We start from the raw sequence: 16,223 nt of genomic DNA on the forward strand, positions 1-16,223 counted from the left end.
CAGCGAGTTTCCTTGCCTCGCGTCCGAGCCTCTTCCGGTCGTTGCCGTGTTCTCTGATTAGCTCGCGCGTTCTGGCGTGATACGATGCTGTTTGGCGAAATAGCCAACCTCATAATCTTCATCGACTGATACACGGTTGCGATCTCGAAAATCACGCTTGCTCTTATCGTCTGCCATCATCTTTCCTCCTGATCAGAGAAACAACGACCGACGTTGTATGTTCCCGGCGCCTCACTTCGGCCGCCAGAGGCGCGGGCTGTCCGACCGTACTGGGGCCGCAGCCATTGCGAAGGTGATCTGGCGAAAGTTGGTTGGCCAAAGGCAAGGGTGATTTCGTTTGCTGTTCGGGATAGCTGACCGTCGATCGAGCCTGTCTGCGGGCCTCTTGGTTTTTTACGACGCCAGTCGGAACCCAGACGGGTCGCAGATGATTCAGATGCGCATCCGGGCTATCAACGAGGATCGTGAGCAAAATGGCGGGGGGTGACCACGAAGGCGACAAAACTGCGCTCCGGGAGCCCAAGGTTTCGTCTAGGACGCATGACCCGGGTCACAGCGCCGCGGCACGAGTTCGACTTCATCACCAAGGTCGGCCGCATAGACCACGCCGGAGCTCTCGCAATGTTGCAGAGGCATATGGGAGATATAGAGGCGGTCTTTTTCGGAACTGATGTTTTGGCTAAAGCGCTAGACCAGCCTGCCGAGTGACGCTCAGTTAATCCCTATCGCGGCGCCCAGCCAGCCTTTCCGTTGCCGCTCAGTAAGCCGGCACAAGGCGCGTGTTTCGCAACGGCAAGGCCATGGTGAACTGCAAGCCGTCACGATGGTAGTTCAATTCGATCTTGGCGTTGCATTGCACGGTCACGACTTTTTCCAGAAGTGTCGTGCCAAACCCCCGGCGACTGGGCTGCTCGACTTTCGGCCCATCTCGTTCCCGCCAGTCAAGATTGACGATCTGTGTATCGCCGGACCCGCCTAACGACCAGCGGACATCAAGGCGGCCTCCCGTTTGCGAAAGCGCGCCAAACTTCGACGAATTGGAGGCCAGTTCGTGGAAAGCCATCCCGACAGGGACCGCAATGTCGGCGACTAGCGCTACGTTCGGGCCTTCCAGAACGATACGCGGCCTGTCGCGCGTCTCATAGTGGTCAAGCTCGCTTTCGAGCAGCTTGTGCAGGGAGGCAGTCTGCCAATAATCGTCGGTAAGCATCGAATGGGTCTGGGCCAGGGAAACGAGCCTGGCTGAAAAATCGCGTACGAAATCATCGACGTTGCCGCTCGACTTGGCCGTCGCGCCCATCATGGCGCGAACGTTGGCCAGCGTGTTCTTGACGCGGTGATGCAGCTCGCGGATGAGCAATTTCTGCCGATCGGCGACCTCCCGCTTCTGTTCGATGTAGGACTGGACCTCACGCTGGCGGGCGCGGGCACGCAAGGCGGAGCGCACCGAGTTGGCGAGGCTCGAAGCCAGAAATGGCCGTTCAAGCACGATCAGATAGCGGTCCAGAAATGCCATCCGCGTGTCGACTTCGTTCCCCCGCATCGTCAGAAGCACGATCGGAAAATCCGACCATGCGGGTTGGGCTTCAAGCCAGGCCGCAAACTGCGTTCGATCGGAACTGAGCAGGGCCTCCTCGGCCACGACAAGGCACTGAGCCTCGTCGAGAAGCGGCACTGCCTCTTCCAAGCTGCCGCACACACGCGAGGCAATCTGGTTTGTAGCCAGGATGGAGGCCGCGATCCTCGCGTCACGGCCAAGCGGCGCCAGCACGAGAACGGCGGGGCTGGACGACATCACAGCGCCTTATCCCTCAGAAGGTCTGTCGGCTTGCCTTCAAATTCCGGAGATCCCATCAGGATGCCGCGGAATTGTTCCAGTGGCTCACCTACGGCCACGCCGTTACCGCCGATTTTAAACTCACGAATCGTCTCTTCGTGGGGGCCGACACGTTTCTTGACAACGGAAATCGCGCGTCTCAACTGACCTGCGTTCTCGAAGAAGCGCAGAAGCATGATGGAATCGCAGAGATAGGTCATGTCGACCGGCGCTGCCGTTTGCCCAAACAGCCCGTGATTGGCCAACAGCAGGATCGTCGCCACTGCCTTCTGATTGAGATAGGTGAGGATCTCGTGCATCTGAAGCACCAGATGTTGTTCTTCGGACATGGCATTGAGATAGCCAGTTAGGCTGTCGATCACGACGATCCGCACATTGGATTCTTCGACGGCCGCTTGGATGCGCGAAGACAATTCGCCTGGTGAAAGCTCAGCCGGATTGACAGATTCAAGCATCAGCGTGCCGTCCTCGGCAAACGGCTCCAGGTCCATGCCGAGCCCGGCGGCGCGCGCCAAGAAGATGCGCTTTGTCTCGTCAAACAACAGCACCAGCACACGCTCGCCACGCTCGAGTGCGGCATAGCAATAGGTGCAGGCAATGGTAGACTTGCCAACGCCAGACGGCCCCATCAGCATCGTGCTGGTACCACGGGCCAGCCCGCCGCCAAGCAGGGTGTCGATCCGGTTGTTGCTCATGGCCGGCGTATCATGCTCGGCCACCTCATGCTCGGCTGCAACGAGCCGCGGATAGGCGATAACGCCGCCTGGGCGAATGACGAAATCGTGAAAGCCGCCCCGGATCTGCACGCCGCGCATTTTGATCACGCGTAGCCGCCGACGCTCTCCACCATAGACGGGCGACAGCTGCTCCATCCGAATGACGCCGTGACTGATCGAATGCAAATTGAGGTCATCCTGCTCAGCGGTCAGGTCGTCGAGCATAAGCACCGTCACATTGTTGAGCATGAAGAAGCTCTTCAATGCCAACACCTGGCGCCGATACCGCAGTGACCCTTGCGATAAAAGTCGAATTTCAGAGAGCGAATCGAACACCACGCGATCGGGTCTGACGCGTCCGATCTCGGCCATGGCAGACTGCACGGTTTCGCCGAGTTCCAATTCCGAGGAATGGATCAATGTCTGTAGCTGCGCAGGATCGAAACTGAGCTCCGGCGGCACAAGTTCAAGAATTTGCACCCCCTTCAGATCCCAGCCGTGACGGCCAGCAACCGAGAGCAGTTCGCGCTTGCTTTCTGACAAAGTGATGTAAAGGCATGTCTCGCCATTCTTGGCGCCCTCGATCAAAAACTGGAGGCCAAGAGTGGTTTTTCCAGAACCTGGTTTCCCTTCGATGAGATGGGAGCGGTTCCTGGCGTAGCCGCCACGAAGAATGTAGTCGAGGCCGCTAACTCCAGTTGTGATCGCCGAGGCGTCGTCTCTGTCCAACTAATCCCCCAATGTAATTTCGAGAACCAGATAACGACGGGCACCTTTCGCGGTTCCACGTCTCTCGGTGAGCGCCCTTGTCGTGAGACTCACGAAAAGGCGACAAGAAACGCGGCAAAAAAGGGCGCCGTACCTCTCGGAGCCCTTTTTCAAGTTCAGTTTGGAACCGGCGACCTACCAGCCTTGCCGGCCATACCAGTCATCGATGTCGCGCCGAGCGCGGTCCTTCTCAATGCCGTAGCGCTCCTGAATCTTGCCTTCCAACTGATCGCGGTTACCGGCAATACGGTCCAGATCATCGTCTGTGAGTTTGCCCCACTGTTCCTTGACCTTGCCCTTTACCTGCTTCCAATTGCCTTCGACACGGTTCCAGTCCATGGCACCTATCCTTGTTTGTTTCGGACTGAGAAAAACGCCGTAACGCTACCGGAGTTCCCGTCAAGTTTGAGCAGATCGACCGATCGAAGCGTGGCGAGGTAGGCGGCCCCGAAGCAACCCGCTCTGGAACGCGATGATGGCTTGCCGCGCCGGCTGTGTTCTCCACACTCTTGGCCACAGTCGCTCGCGAGACCAGCTTCGTTGGACAAACAGCGACAGGGATAGCGTGAAGCCAACTATGCTGCGTTGGTCATCCAAGCCTGGCGTCAGATACTAATTCTTGCTGTCGGGAGCCATGTTCCCTGCGGCTTTTGCCCTGAAGCGCCTTACCCGGCTGCGTGTGCCGCAGCTCTCATCCGAGCACCACCGTCTGCGCCCGCCACGCGAGGTGTCGATGAAAAGCCAACCGCAGTTCGGCCCGGTGCACTCGCGCACGCGGCGGCGGTCATTCCTGGACACCAAAAACTCGGCTGTCTCAAAGGCCACGCGGTGGCCGATCGTGTTCAGACTGGCTGCGTCGGTCCACTGCCAAGCGAGGCGGTCGCCGGACGGGAAAAGCGAGCGCTTCGGCAGGGCTAGGGCGACTGCATCGCGCACGATTTGCAAGGCATCGTCCGGCACCCGGGCGCCTGCCGCCTCGGCCTGGAGAGCCGCGTAAACGGCCTCGCGCAAAATCTTGGCCTTTTCCAATGCCGCCTCCGCAAGGAGCGGGCGGGCGGGAGCCTGCGCGAGCAGTGCTCGCGCCTCATCGACGTCGATCAAATCGGCACGTCCAGCCCAGACGACCAGGTCGGCATAGGTCTGCAAGAGGTCTGGCCCCCACACATCGCGTCGCGCGTCGACCGTGTTGACGAAGTCCAAGCAGGGGTGACCTCCAACCATGCGCATGTCGACGATAGTCTTCGCACCATCCATCCCGGAAACATCGGTTGGCGGAACCGTATTGGCAAGAGGCCGTTGTAACGAAATAAACGTCTTTTGGCCGTTACGACGAACCAACAACGCCCAGCGAAGGCTGCTTCCGATGAACCGCAACACAGCGACATTTCTGGTTTTATGTGTGATCTGGGGCACCACGTGGATCGGTATCAAGGCAGGGATCGCCACCGTGCCGCCTCTGATGTTCGCAGGCACGCGTTTTACAGTAGCCGGCTTGCTGATCCTCAGCGCGACGCGCCTAAGGGGCGCTGCTCTACCACGGGTGGCGAAAAGGAGTTGGCCGCGTCTTTTCGTTGTTACGTTGTTCATGATTCCGCTTTGCTATGGCCCACTCTTTTGGGGCATGCTCTACGTCGATACGGGCACCGCGGCTGTTCTTGAGCTTTCGCTGACCCCCGTCACGCTGCTTGGGTTTGCGTTGCTTCTGGGGGACGAACGCTATGACGGCCGCAAGCTCTTTGCGATTTTGCTCGGTGCGGCCGGTCTGTGCGTCCTGTTCGGGCCCGAAGCCTATGCTAGTTGGACACACGCAGACCAGCAGGGCAGGGGGCTCCGGCTGCTGGCGATGACAGCGGTGGCGTCGGCAGCTTTAATCTATGCATGGGGCTCGGTGCTCGCGCGGCCGCTTCTTGAGGTATATTCATCGGACTTCATCGCCGGCTTCACCACCCTTTTCGGGGGCGCATTCCTAATTCTCATCTCACTCGTTGTGGAGCCAGGCGCGACCGCGGCTCTAAAAGGCAATTGGGGCTGGCCGGCCTGGGTCGGGTGGCTGTTCCTCGTGCTGTTTGGTTCGTTCATAGGCTACACTCTATTTATCCGGCTCCTGCACGAAATCGGCGCCTCGCGCGCCGGAGCATTTGCCTTCGTCTCACCCGTCATTGCCGTCGTGCTTGGCATCATCACCTACGGCGAGGAGGTTAGCCTGATCGACATCATCGGCATGGCTATCATGCTCTTCGCAGCGTTTCTTGCGCTACGCGAGCGCAAACAGGAAACATCATCCGCTTCCCCGCCGTTGATTCCACGCTCCGCGCGGGCTGATGGCAGAATATGAAAGACGGCGCGCGCATCCAGCCGCCAATCAGCCTTGAGACGGAAAAGCACAAGGTTCGCGTCTATGCGAAAAGAGGGCTGTCCCGGCAGCGTATCCCGCCTACCACCGGCGGCGAGGAAAGCTCCAGCTCATATGACAACACTAGTCGGCGAGGGATTTTGCCGAGTTGCTGTCAAGATTGCAGGCGGGATTTGATGGAAAAATCGCGAGGCTGCAATCAGCGACCTATTCGTTCCGATCGCGATGCAGGCTATCCGCCAACGCGTCGACAAAGTGTCAGCCGCATCGCTTCAGTTCCGCCACCTGAACGCCGAGACGGAATGCCTGACCATCGGCATAAGAACGTGCATAGCTTTCTGCTTCGAACGGAAACGTCAGGGTGCTGCCGTAGGCGGTGATGCGGACCGTCCACTTCTTGTCGCGAACGAGTTCGACCGAATTGTCGGGCGACGTCATGATTTCCTCCGGCACCAGCAAGGCGAAGGCACGGATAACGTCGCAAAGGTCGTTTGAATGCAAACAATCCGACACGCTCATGTCGCTTGTTCTATACGCCCAGACTTTCTCTCGATTAGAGCAGCGCCCGGCTGCAATGTCGGTGGCGTTAAGTCCCCTAGCTGCCAAGACCTTTCCCATTGGGTCGGTCCCCTTGCGGCCTCACGCAGCGACCTTTCTGAACCCAATCGCCGAGATCGTCAGCCCGCAGTGTCTTCGAGAGAATAGCCGGCAAGCCGCAGGGTGCGAATGGCAACTCTGCGACGACTGCTTCAACAACTTTCGCGACTGGCTCATGTGAACGTCGACCACCTGGGCGCTCACACTGGCTTTCTGCGACCAGCCAGCTGCGATGAATTCATCACGGCTGATCACCTTTCAGGATTCTCGAGCCATGTGGCGCAGCAACTTGAACTCGATCGGCCCAAGAGGAATTTTCCCCGGTGCTGCAAAGACGGTGGTATCGAGCTCCATCTCGACGCCGCGATATGTCAGTGGTCTGCGCTTCTGGGCCAATTTTCGTGACGGTAGCCCAATCGCGAGCCTTCGCAGGTGTTCGAGGAGCTATTGCGGCGCAAATGGTCTGATGAAGCGTTCGTCGACCCCGGGCTGCAACAGCCGGTGCTGACCTTCAGCACCTGGGGATATCAAGGCGACACAGGGCAGGGAATTGGTCCGGGCATCCCGCTTCAGCCGGCCGCTCCCGTCGCCAGCTCATTGTCTGGCCGACAGTCCAGCACAATTCCCACGCACCGGCCTTTTCGCGGCAAGACCTAGCGCGTCATCGATCGAGCGGGCCAGCTTGCTGCCGAAGCCATCCACCTGCCGAATGTGGCTTAGGAGCAGATAGAACTCCGCATGCTGCGAGGGAGATGCACCGGCCCGCGGCTCCGTCGAACTCAGCGAGGGAAACGGAGGTCAGCTCTTCGCAGTCCAACTTCGAGAGCAGACGTTCCTGGATTGGCCTTGGCACATTTGTGAACGGTCGATTCCAATGGCTGTCAAAGAGTACGGCGCGACATTGAGGGCGCAGCGAACCACCTCGAAACCGGTCGAGCTAGTAGCCGGGCCGGGTCAATCCGAGACAATTTCGTAGTGAAGAAGCTGGGCTTCGTCGAGTGCCGACTTCACTCCAGGCGAGATGACGCCGCAGCCGAAGAGGATAATATCTTCACGGCGTACGAATACTTCATGGCCCAGTCCCATGGACACAAATGTGCCCGAAGAGCTTCGTTCGAGAAGCCGAGCTCTGCCATTCAATATGGTGAAGGCGGCGTGGCGCCTCGATACCCAGGGCCGCTCGACGATGATATCGCATTCCGCCGATCTGCCGACTGTCACGGATTCGCCGTTTCGACAGGATCGCAGCTGATCTCTGTAGCGGATGACCAGATGAATCTGCCGCGGCAGGACCGAGCGTCTATCTGTAGTGGCGCCATGGCTGGTGATCTGCGTACCGGGGCCCCCATCGTCGCTCCACAGGGTATAGACATCGAAGAACTCTTGCTTCCCCTTCAAGGCCATTTTGTCGAGGAGCCGCAGGCCCTTGCGGCTTCTCGGGGAAAGGGCTTCGCAGAAGCTCTGGCTGATCAGCACCTCTCCGGGGTTCGCCGTGGTGGACAACCTTGCGGTGACATTGACAACGTCACCGAATATCGCGCCCCGCGCGCGAATGACCGCCCCGAAATGCAATCCGATACGGGCGCTTAACGGACCTTTAGTCAGTTGGTGGCTGATTTGGCAGACGGCCGTCAGCGCCATTTCCGGGCTCTCGAAGAGGCTGAGTATGTCATCGCCCTTCGAGTAAATGAAATCACCACCGTGTTTGGCGACGATCTCGCGCATCGTGTCCAGGCAATCCGAGACCTGCTGTAGAGCGGCATCGTCTCCGATCCGCTCATAGAGTGGCGTGCTGCCCACGACATCAGCTAAGAGGACTGCGGCAAGAAGCGTTTCCTGGTCCATCGATCTCGTGTCCGACCCAAAAAGTCAGCGTGCGTGTATAACACACGAGGTTGCCTGCGACATATCTGCTCGTGCGCCTGGGGCCGGGGCGATGCCTCAGGTGATCGTCGCGGACGGACGGGCGTATGCCATTCGTCGGCTTCGTGCCGACATCCAGAACCCTCTTCGCCCCAATCGTTCGCGACTTCGGTGCTATGAGTGGACTTGGTCTTTTTAGGTTCGGAAAGGCTGACCGAGTTGCAACGGGCGACGGCCTTCTCATGCACCATCAACCACGACCCGATCTCGGCCCTCCGACTTCGCACGGAATAGTGCCAGATCGGCGGCTTTGACGAGATCATTCGGGCTCTCGTTCGTATTTGGGACCGGTGGCGACGCCAACGCTGTGCTTTGCGATACGATCACGGATCCATTGATCAGATTTCAGGTATATTCTCTTTGAAGATCACCTGAAGTCGTGGTTGATGCGGTTCATAGTTCAGGTGCCTGACAGAGTGGCTTAAAATGTTGAGCGCTTCCCGCGCCTCGACGCGCGGATTTTGATCTATGACCGCATCGAGCGTCCCATCCAACAAAAGTTCCTTGGTGCCGTCTGTCACCTCGTGGCCGAGAAAGAGAATGTCTTTGGCGCGTCCACGCTCCTTGAGCGCCCGAGCGATGCCGGTGTTGCCGGCGCCGACATTGTAGATCGCGGCAAGATCGGGGTGCCGGTCCAGAAGCGCTGATGCTTCCGAATAAGCCTTCTCTCGGTCATCCAGCATTTCGCGCATCTCGACGATCTTGAGGTTGGGCGACTCCTCGGTCAAGATGTGCCGGAATCCCATCTCGCGTTCCTCATGGCCGCGGTAGGACAGCGAACCGGCGAACAGCGCCACCTTGCTTGGGCGTTCGGATCCCATGAAGCGGTTGAGCAGATAGCCGGCCAGCCGCCCCGCGGCGCGGTTGTCGATGCCGATATAGGCCACTCTCGGAACATGCAGGATGTCGGAGGCGATGGTCACCACCTTGACGTCATTGGCTGACAGCGAGCGGATCGCCTCGCGCACCGTTGGATGATCGAGCGCGATCACGCCGACGCCTTGTGTCTGTCCACGCAATTCTTGCAGCAGGCGGGCGAGCCGGTCGGGGTTGAAGCCCTCTATGGTGGCGATGTGGACGTCAAGATCGGGGCGCGCTAGGGCCTGCGCCTCGATGTGTCGATGCAGCATCTTGATGAAGGAATTGGTGCCGGCCGGCAGGGCGAAGTCGAGACGGATGACCTCTCCAGGTGAGGGCCTGGGCGGCGCTCCGTTCGGGCCTTCCGCGATGTAGCCGAGGCGCTGCGCCATTTCGAGCACGATCTCACGCGTGCGCGCCCGCACACCGGGCCTGTTGTTCAGCACGCGGTCGACGGTGGCGGCGGAAACGCCGGCTTCCCGGGCTATGTCAGTCAAGGTGGAACGCACCGTCTTCATCTCCTCAATGCATCAGATCGCACAATGCCGCTAGCCCGTCCGACGGCCACAGCTGCCAGCCATCAGCGATTCTGATGGAAAATGATGTATCGAGCCTTAGCCGATGCGCAAGGAGGTTGGGCTAAATCGCGTCGCCCGGCGTGATAGTCGCGTGCCAGAAAGGCAGATTTCCCATCAAATCGAGGCATTGAGCCCGTGTGTCGACCTTTGCATGACGTATTTTCTCCGCGGTTGCGGTGTTACGATGTATTTTGAGTATTTATGATGTTGACAGCCTTCCGGTGCTGCCGTCAATATCCCTCAACGGGCTCGTGGAGGAAACATCGGCCCTGAGGGAGGAATTCCAATGTCTGATTTGATCCGCATATCGCGACGCGGCTTGTTGGCGTCCGGAGGGAAGGCGGCGGCGTTCGTGGCTGCGGCCGGTATCGCACCGCAATTCATCCGTCCCGGCCGTGCCGTTGCGGCCGACGCGCTGGCGCCAGGCATGGTAGGCGGTCCCACCGGTTTCGAGGGCGCCGAGCGCTATCAATATGGCGCCGACACGCCGGAAGCCCGTGCCGTTGAGGCGGCCAAGGCCTTGAAGGGAGCTGGCAAGGCACCGGCCAAGATCGTGCTTGGCCTGTCGGATGGCTCGATTGGCCAACTCACACAGCCTTTCCCTGCGGGTGCGCCGTCGATCAAGGAGCTGTGGGAAAAGGAAACCGGCATCCAGATCGAGATCGTCGGCCTGCCGAACGGCCAGGAATTCACCAAGACGATGCAGGACATCTCCACCAAGGGTGGGGCCTATGACATCTACTCGACGGAATGGAACCGCCTCGGCGACCTTGCCGAGACCGGCGGCATCGCCAAGCTCGACGACTTCGTCGCCCAGTACAAGCCCGAATGGGACGATCCCAAGACCGGCTATGTCGACGGCGCCAAGGGCGTGTCGCTGCTCAACAAATATCGCGGGTCCAACTATGGCGTGTCGCTGGACGGCGACTTCCAGACCTGGGTCTACCGCACCGACCTGTTCGGCGACGCTGCCGAGCAGAAGGCGTTCAAGGACAAATTCGGCTACGATCTGGCGCCGCCGAAGACCTGGGAGCAGCACAGTGACATCGCGGGCTTCTTCCAGCGGCCCGACAAGGGCCTGTTCGGCTCCACCGACCTGCGCAACCAGGGCTGGGGCTACACCAACTGGTATCAGCGCTATGTCTCGATGGCATCGCCCAACCAGTTCCTGTTCGGCGACGACGGCAAGCCGCTGATCAATTCCGAGCACGGCATTGCCGCCACCAACGAATATGTCGGCTCGCTGGTTCATCACTCGCCGGACGCGATCTCCTGGGGCTGGCCGGAGCAGTATGGAAATTTCGCCAAGGGCGGCGCGGCGATGACCTGCGCCTTCTCGAACCTGCCGAAATTCCTCGACAATGCCGGCAACAAGGATTCTGCCGTCACCGGCAAGATCGGCTCGATGCTGCCGCCCGGCCGCGAAGTCGACGGCAAGCTGATCAGCCGTTCCGTGCTGTGGTTCTCGCTGACCGGCATGGTCTCGTCGCAGTCGAAAAACCAGGAGGTCGCCTACCTTTTGCTGCAGTGGCTGGGCTCCGCCCGCATCTATGCCTGGATGAGCGCCAATCCGGGCGGCTATCTCGATCCGTTCCGGCTCTCGGATTTCTCCGATCCGCTGGTGCGCCAGACCTACCACGCCTACCACATCGACGTGGTGCGCGAGACCGTCGCCCGCACGGTGCCGACGATCAACTATCCCGGCGCCACCGCCTTCCACAACGCATTGGACGAAAATCTGATGGCGTCGCTGACCAAGGCCAAGACAGCGGAACAGGCGATGGCCGACACGGAAGCGGAGTGGAAGAAGATCGCCCGCCGCATCGGCGAGGACAAATTGCTCGAAGCCATCAGGACGAACAAGGAGGCCTGGCCGACGGTTCTCGACCCGATCAGCTGATCCGTTTCCCTGGATCAGCGCTGGAGGGGAGGAGCATCTGTTCCTCCCCGCCGCAGTCAACGCCACCAGCAAAGCAGCCAGATGAAGCGTTCCGTCCCCTTCGAGATATTCCGCTACGCCGCGATCTTCGCGGCGATGGCGGTGACGCTGGTACCGATCCTGTGGATGGTGTCGATGGCCTTCAAGCCGATCGCCGAATGGTCGGCGACCGGCGCCGACCTGACATGGTGGCCGAAGAACCCGACGCTCGGCAATTTCCAGTTCGTCTTCGGCGAGTCCAACAACAATCTGATCGTGGCGCTCGACCGCACCGCGCTGAAGCCGATCCTGTCGTCGCTGCTGTCTTCGGTGTTCGGCACGGCGATCGCAATGTCGGCGGGCACGGCTGCGGCCTACGGGCTGTCGCGTTTCGGCTCCGGCCAGAACCTGCCGCTGGCGCTGATCCAGCTCAGGCTGTTTCCGCCAATGGCGGTGATGATCCCGGTCATGATCATGTGGGCCTTCCTGAACTTCACCGACAGCTGGTTTGGCCTGGCCCTGATCTACGGCATCGTCACCCTGCCGTTCGCTTTCTGGCTCATGAAGACCTTCTTCGACGACATGCCGCGCGAGATCGAGGAAGCGGCGCTTGTCGAAGGTTGTTCGCGGCTGCGCGTCTTCACGCGCATCACGCTGCCGATGATGCGCGCACCGCTGGCCAGCGCCGCCCTCTTCGTCTTCATCCTCAACTGGTCGGACTATCTGATCGCGCTGCTGCTGACGACGCGTGAATGGGTGACGATCCCGGTCTACATGGCCTCGCTGTCCTCCTCGATGACCGGGCAGCTCTATGGCGCCAAGGCCGCGCTCGGTCTTATCGCCGCGGTGCCGCCGGTCATCATGGGCATCGCCATCCAGCGCCATCTGGTGCGCGGACTGACGTTCGGCGCGCTCAAGCAATGAGCGCGGTGACCGTGACTGTCTCAAAGGACGCAAAGGCCGCGCTTGGCAAGCCCGCGCTGCGGGACGAGGGAGCGCGGCTGGGATTCCGGCTGACGCTGCCGGCGCAGGTTTTGGTGCTCTTCATCTCCGTCTTCCCGCTGCTGATGCAGCTCTACATCAGCGTCACCGACTGGTCGCCGCTCTCCGGCCTCGGCTGGTGGAACGCATGGGAGATGTGGAACAGCTTCGCCAACTACACCGACCTTGCCGCCGATGCGCGCTTCTGGAGCGCGCTGAGGCGCACGGCCATCGTCATGGTCGTGTGCGTGCNCACCGACCTTGCCGCCGATGCGCGCTTCTGGAGCGCGCTGAGGCGCACGGCCATCGTCATGGTCGTGTGCGTGCCCGTCGAATTCCTGCTTGGCCTGGCATTGGCGACGCTGTTCGCGGACGATTTTCCGGGCAAGCGGGTCTTCTATTCGATCCTGCTGATGCCGATGATGGTGGTTCCGGCGGTGGCCGGCTACATGTTCTTCATGCTGTTCCAGTCGGGCGGGCCGCTGAACGACATCCTGTCGGCACTCAGCGGTTCCCGCGTCACCATCGCCTGGCTGTCTGACCCCACACTGGCGCTGATCGCGGTGATCATCGCCGATATCTGGCAGTGGACGCCGCTGATGTTCCTGATCCTGCTTGCCGGCCTGGTCGGCGTGCCGCAGGACCAGATCAAGGCGGCGACCCTGCTCGGCGCCAACCCGTGGCAGCGCTTCGTCACCATCGTGCTGCCGAAGATGAAGACGATCGTCATCATCGCGCTGGCGATCCGCGTCATCGAGAACTTCAAGATCTTCGACACGCTCTACATCATGACCGGCGGCGGCCCCGGCGTCGCCACGGAGACGATCTCCGTCTACATCTACAAGGTCACGACGCAGGACCTGATCTGGGGCTATGTGGCGGCGATCGCGCTGGCCATCCTGGTCGTGCTTTCGATCGTTGCCGTATTCGCCATGAAGCGCATGGCGCGCGCAAGGCTGGTGCCGGCATGAGCGCGATCCAGCTGCGCAACCTGGTCAAGACCTTTGGCGAGTTCACGGCGCTGAAGACCATGGACCTCGACATCGCCGATGGCGAGTTCATGGCGCTGCTCGGGCCTTCGGGCTGCGGCAAGTCGACGACGATGAACATGATCGCCGGCATGGAAGAGCCGACCAGCGGCAAGATCCTGTTTGGCGAGCGCGACATGGCCGGCGTGCCCATGGGCCGCCGCGGCGTCGGCTTCGTTTTCCAGAACTACGCCATCTTCACCCACATGACGGTGCGCCAGAACCTTGCCTACGGGCCGCGGATGCGCGGTGCGGCGACAGCCGAGATCGACCGCCGCGTCGGCGCCGTCGCCGAGCTGCTGCAGTTGACGCCGCTGCTCGACCGCAAGGCCGACCGGCTCTCGGTCAACATCCTGCAGCGGGTGGCAATCGGACGCTCGGCGATCATGGAGCCGGCGATCTTCCTGCTCGACGAGCCGCTGTCCAATGTAGACGCCGCCTTCCGGGCGGTAATGCGGACCGAGCTCAAGCAGCTGCAGCGCCAGTTCAGGCAGACGATGGTCTACGTCACCCATGACCAGCTCGAGGCCATGACCATGGCCGACCGCATTGCCGTCATGGATCACGGCGTGCTGCAGCAGGTGGGAACGCCCCTGGAAGTCTACAACAATCCAGCCAATGTCTTCGTCGCCCGCTTCATCGGCGCTCCGGGCATGAACCTGCTGAAGGGAAGGCCGGCGGAGAGCGACCGGGGCCTGGTGGTCGATCTCGGGCCACTGGGGGTCACGCCGACGCTGCCGGATGCGCTGGCCGCCACCTTGCGCGGATCGCGCTCTGAGGTGCTTTACGGCTTCCGGCCCGAACAGGTGTCGCTGGTGCAGAGCGGGCAGGGCCTCGCCATGCCGGTGAGCTTCGTCGAGCGGATCGGCGCGAGGACCATCGTCCATCTCGGCGATGGCGAGACCGCCGTGAAGGCGGTGTTCGACAATGCTGTCGGACTGTCGATCGGCGAGCTTGCCGTCGTCGCCCCCGTGGCATCGTCCGTGCGTGTCTTCGATGCCCGCAGCGGCATTGCGATGAAGGCAGGTTGACATGGCCGATATCGTCTTTCGCAATGTCAGCAAGCGTTACGGCACGACGCTCGCCGTCGACGACGCCTCGTTCACCGTCAATGACAACGAATTCTTCTGCTTCTTCGGGCCGCCGCTGGCGGGCAAATCGACAATCCTGCGCCTGGTGCTCGGGCTGGAGACGCCTGACGCCGGAGAGATCCTGATCGGCGGCAAACCGGTCAACACCGTCTCGCCGTCCGAGCGCAATGTCGCCATGGTGTTCCAGAACCTGGCGCTGTTCCCGCATATGAGCGCGCGCGAAAATGTGCGTTTCCCGCTGGTCGAGCGCAAGGTCGCCGAGGCCCAGATCGAAACGCGTGTCGCCGATGTGGCCGCCAAGCTCCACATCGGCCATATTCTGCACAAGCCGCCGGCGCAGCTTTCCGGTGGCGAGCGGCAACGCGTGGCGATAGCCCGCGCCCTGGTGCGCGACCCGAACGCCTATCTGATGGACGACCCGATCTCTGCGCTCGATGCGCGGCTGCGCGAGGAAACGCGCGTCGAGCTCAAGCGCATCCAGCGCGAACTCGGCAAGACGCTGATCTACGTCACCCATGACCAGGAAGAGGCGATGTCGATCGCCGACCGCATCGCGATTCTGGAGAATGGCAGGATCCGACAGATCGGCGCCCCGTCCGAGATCTACGACCGCCCGGCGAACACCTATGTGGCGCGACTGCTTGGTTCGCCGATGATGAACATCCTCAAATCCGTTCGCGGCGAAGATGGCCTCGAGGCCGCCGAAGGCACGGTCAGCATCGACGATCGCGCTGCTCCGGCCGACGCGATCGAAATCGGGCTCAGGCCGGAGGACATCAAGGTCGGGCCCTGGGTCGAAGGGGGCGCTGGCCGCCCGGCGCGCGTATTCGAGGTCGAGCCCCTTGGCGGCTACACGGTGGTAACGCTCGCCGCCGGAGAGGCGCGGCTGAAGGCGCTGCTGCGCGGCCAGCCCGACATCAGGCCGGATGCGGTGGTAGCGATATCCTGCGAGCCGGCCCGGGTGCATTATTTCGGGCAGGACGGAGGCGCGTTGGCGAGATGATCGCGGCTGCGAAAACAGAATTGCGGGAGGAAGACATGGCGAGCGAAGGCTTCGAGCCGGACGTGAAGGTCCGCACGAAAGAATACCGTATCGGCTGCATCGGCGCCGGCATGATCATGGCCGAATGCCATCTTGCCGCCTATGCGCAGGCCGGTTTCCCAGTCGTCGCCATCGCTTCGCGCACCAAGGCCAGCGCCGAGAAGGTAGCTGCACGCTGGAGCATTCCGACCGTCCACGACACGCCGGAACAGCTGATCGAGGATTCTGAGGTCGAGATCGTCGACCTTGCCTTTCCGCCCGACCAGCAGCCGGCATTGATTCGCCATGCGCTGAAGCAGCCTCACATCAAAGCGATCCTGGCGCAGAAGCCACTGGCGCTGTCGGTCGATGAAGCCGTGAAGCTGCGCGACGAAACGGCCAGGTCCGGCAAGATCCTCTCGGTCAATCAGAACATGCGCTACGACCAATCGATGCGTGTGTTGAAGCAGATCATCGAGAGCGGCGCGCTGGGCGACATCGTCTTTGCGCAGATCGACATGCATGCGATCCCGCACTGGCAGACCTTCCTTCAG

The 16,223-nt window shown here is 61.1% G+C and carries 15 protein-coding genes; 7 read left to right on the top strand and 8 right to left on the bottom strand.

The features are described 5' to 3' along the window. Positions 1-57 precede the first annotated feature (57 nt). From X726_RS1000000172370 to X726_RS1000000171625, 5 genes are all read right to left on the bottom strand, one after another. Positions 58-177, bottom strand: coding sequence for a DUF3606 domain-containing protein (locus X726_RS1000000172370; protein ID WP_306413631.1), 120 nt, complete (start codon positions 175-177; stop codon positions 58-60). Between the two features lie 580 nt (positions 178-757). Beyond that, positions 758-1,798, bottom strand: coding sequence for a sensor histidine kinase (locus X726_RS157055; protein ID WP_023669464.1), 1,041 nt, complete (start codon positions 1,796-1,798; stop codon positions 758-760). Beyond that, complete coding sequence (locus X726_RS157050) at positions 1,795-3,282, bottom strand: ATPase domain-containing protein (protein ID WP_023669465.1); 1,488 nt, start codon at positions 3,280-3,282, stop codon at positions 1,795-1,797. The genes X726_RS157055 and X726_RS157050 overlap by 4 nt, the downstream gene beginning before the upstream one ends. Positions 3,283-3,456: 174 nt before the next feature. Next, on the bottom strand, positions 3,457-3,660 hold the full coding sequence (locus X726_RS157045) for a CsbD family protein (protein ID WP_023669466.1): 204 nt from the start codon (positions 3,658-3,660) through the stop codon (positions 3,457-3,459). Between the two features lie 273 nt (positions 3,661-3,933). Further along, positions 3,934-4,521 (bottom strand): CGNR zinc finger domain-containing protein, encoded by a 588-nt coding sequence (locus X726_RS1000000171625; protein ID WP_050588529.1) that lies wholly within the window; start codon positions 4,519-4,521, stop codon positions 3,934-3,936. A 163-nt stretch (positions 4,522-4,684) separates the two neighbouring features. Between X726_RS1000000171625 and X726_RS157035 the strand changes: the two genes are divergently transcribed. Next, positions 4,685-5,656, top strand: a complete 972-nt coding sequence (locus X726_RS157035; protein ID WP_023669468.1) for an EamA family transporter — start codon at positions 4,685-4,687, stop codon at positions 5,654-5,656. Positions 5,657-5,932: 276 nt separating this feature from the next. On the opposite strand, the gene X726_RS157030 is transcribed toward X726_RS157035, so the two are convergent. From X726_RS157030 to X726_RS157015, 3 genes are all read right to left on the bottom strand, one after another. After that, positions 5,933-6,193, bottom strand: a complete 261-nt coding sequence (locus X726_RS157030; protein ID WP_245260004.1) for a hypothetical protein — start codon at positions 6,191-6,193, stop codon at positions 5,933-5,935. 1,032 nt (positions 6,194-7,225) lie between these two features. Further along, on the bottom strand, positions 7,226-8,116 hold the full coding sequence (locus X726_RS157020) for an adenylate/guanylate cyclase domain-containing protein (protein WP_023669471.1): 891 nt from the start codon (positions 8,114-8,116) through the stop codon (positions 7,226-7,228). Between the two features lie 416 nt (positions 8,117-8,532). Continuing rightward, complete coding sequence (locus tag X726_RS157015; protein ID WP_023669472.1) at positions 8,533-9,561, bottom strand: LacI family DNA-binding transcriptional regulator; 1,029 nt, start codon at positions 9,559-9,561, stop codon at positions 8,533-8,535. A gap of 355 nt (positions 9,562-9,916) precedes the next feature. On the opposite strand from X726_RS157015, the gene X726_RS157010 reads away from it, so the two are divergent. From X726_RS157010 to X726_RS156985, 6 genes are all read left to right on the top strand, one after another. After that, on the top strand, positions 9,917-11,530 hold the full coding sequence (locus X726_RS157010; RefSeq protein WP_023669473.1) for an extracellular solute-binding protein: 1,614 nt from the start codon (positions 9,917-9,919) through the stop codon (positions 11,528-11,530). Between the two features lie 81 nt (positions 11,531-11,611). Then, positions 11,612-12,472 (top strand): carbohydrate ABC transporter permease, encoded by an 861-nt coding sequence (locus X726_RS157005; RefSeq protein WP_023669474.1) that lies wholly within the window; start codon positions 11,612-11,614, stop codon positions 12,470-12,472. Continuing rightward, positions 12,469-13,500, top strand: coding sequence for a sugar ABC transporter permease (locus X726_RS157000; RefSeq protein WP_023669475.1), 1,032 nt, complete (start codon positions 12,469-12,471; stop codon positions 13,498-13,500). Before X726_RS157005 ends, X726_RS157000 begins: the two co-directional genes overlap by 4 nt. Beyond that, positions 13,497-14,588, top strand: a complete 1,092-nt coding sequence (locus X726_RS156995; RefSeq protein WP_023669476.1) for an ABC transporter ATP-binding protein — start codon at positions 13,497-13,499, stop codon at positions 14,586-14,588. The genes X726_RS157000 and X726_RS156995 overlap by 4 nt, the downstream gene beginning before the upstream one ends. A 1-nt stretch (position 14,589) precedes the next feature. Further along, a complete protein-coding gene (locus tag X726_RS156990; RefSeq protein ID WP_023669477.1) occupies positions 14,590-15,651 on the top strand; it encodes an ABC transporter ATP-binding protein in 1,062 nt (353 codons plus the stop codon). 35 nt (positions 15,652-15,686) lie between these two features. After that, the coding region (locus tag X726_RS156985) for a Gfo/Idh/MocA family oxidoreductase (protein WP_023669478.1) at positions 15,687-16,223 on the top strand (537 nt) is incomplete at its 3' end.

Source organism: Mesorhizobium sp. LSJC285A00 (assembly GCF_000503155.1).
Classification (GTDB): Bacteria; Pseudomonadota; Alphaproteobacteria; order Rhizobiales; family Rhizobiaceae; genus Mesorhizobium.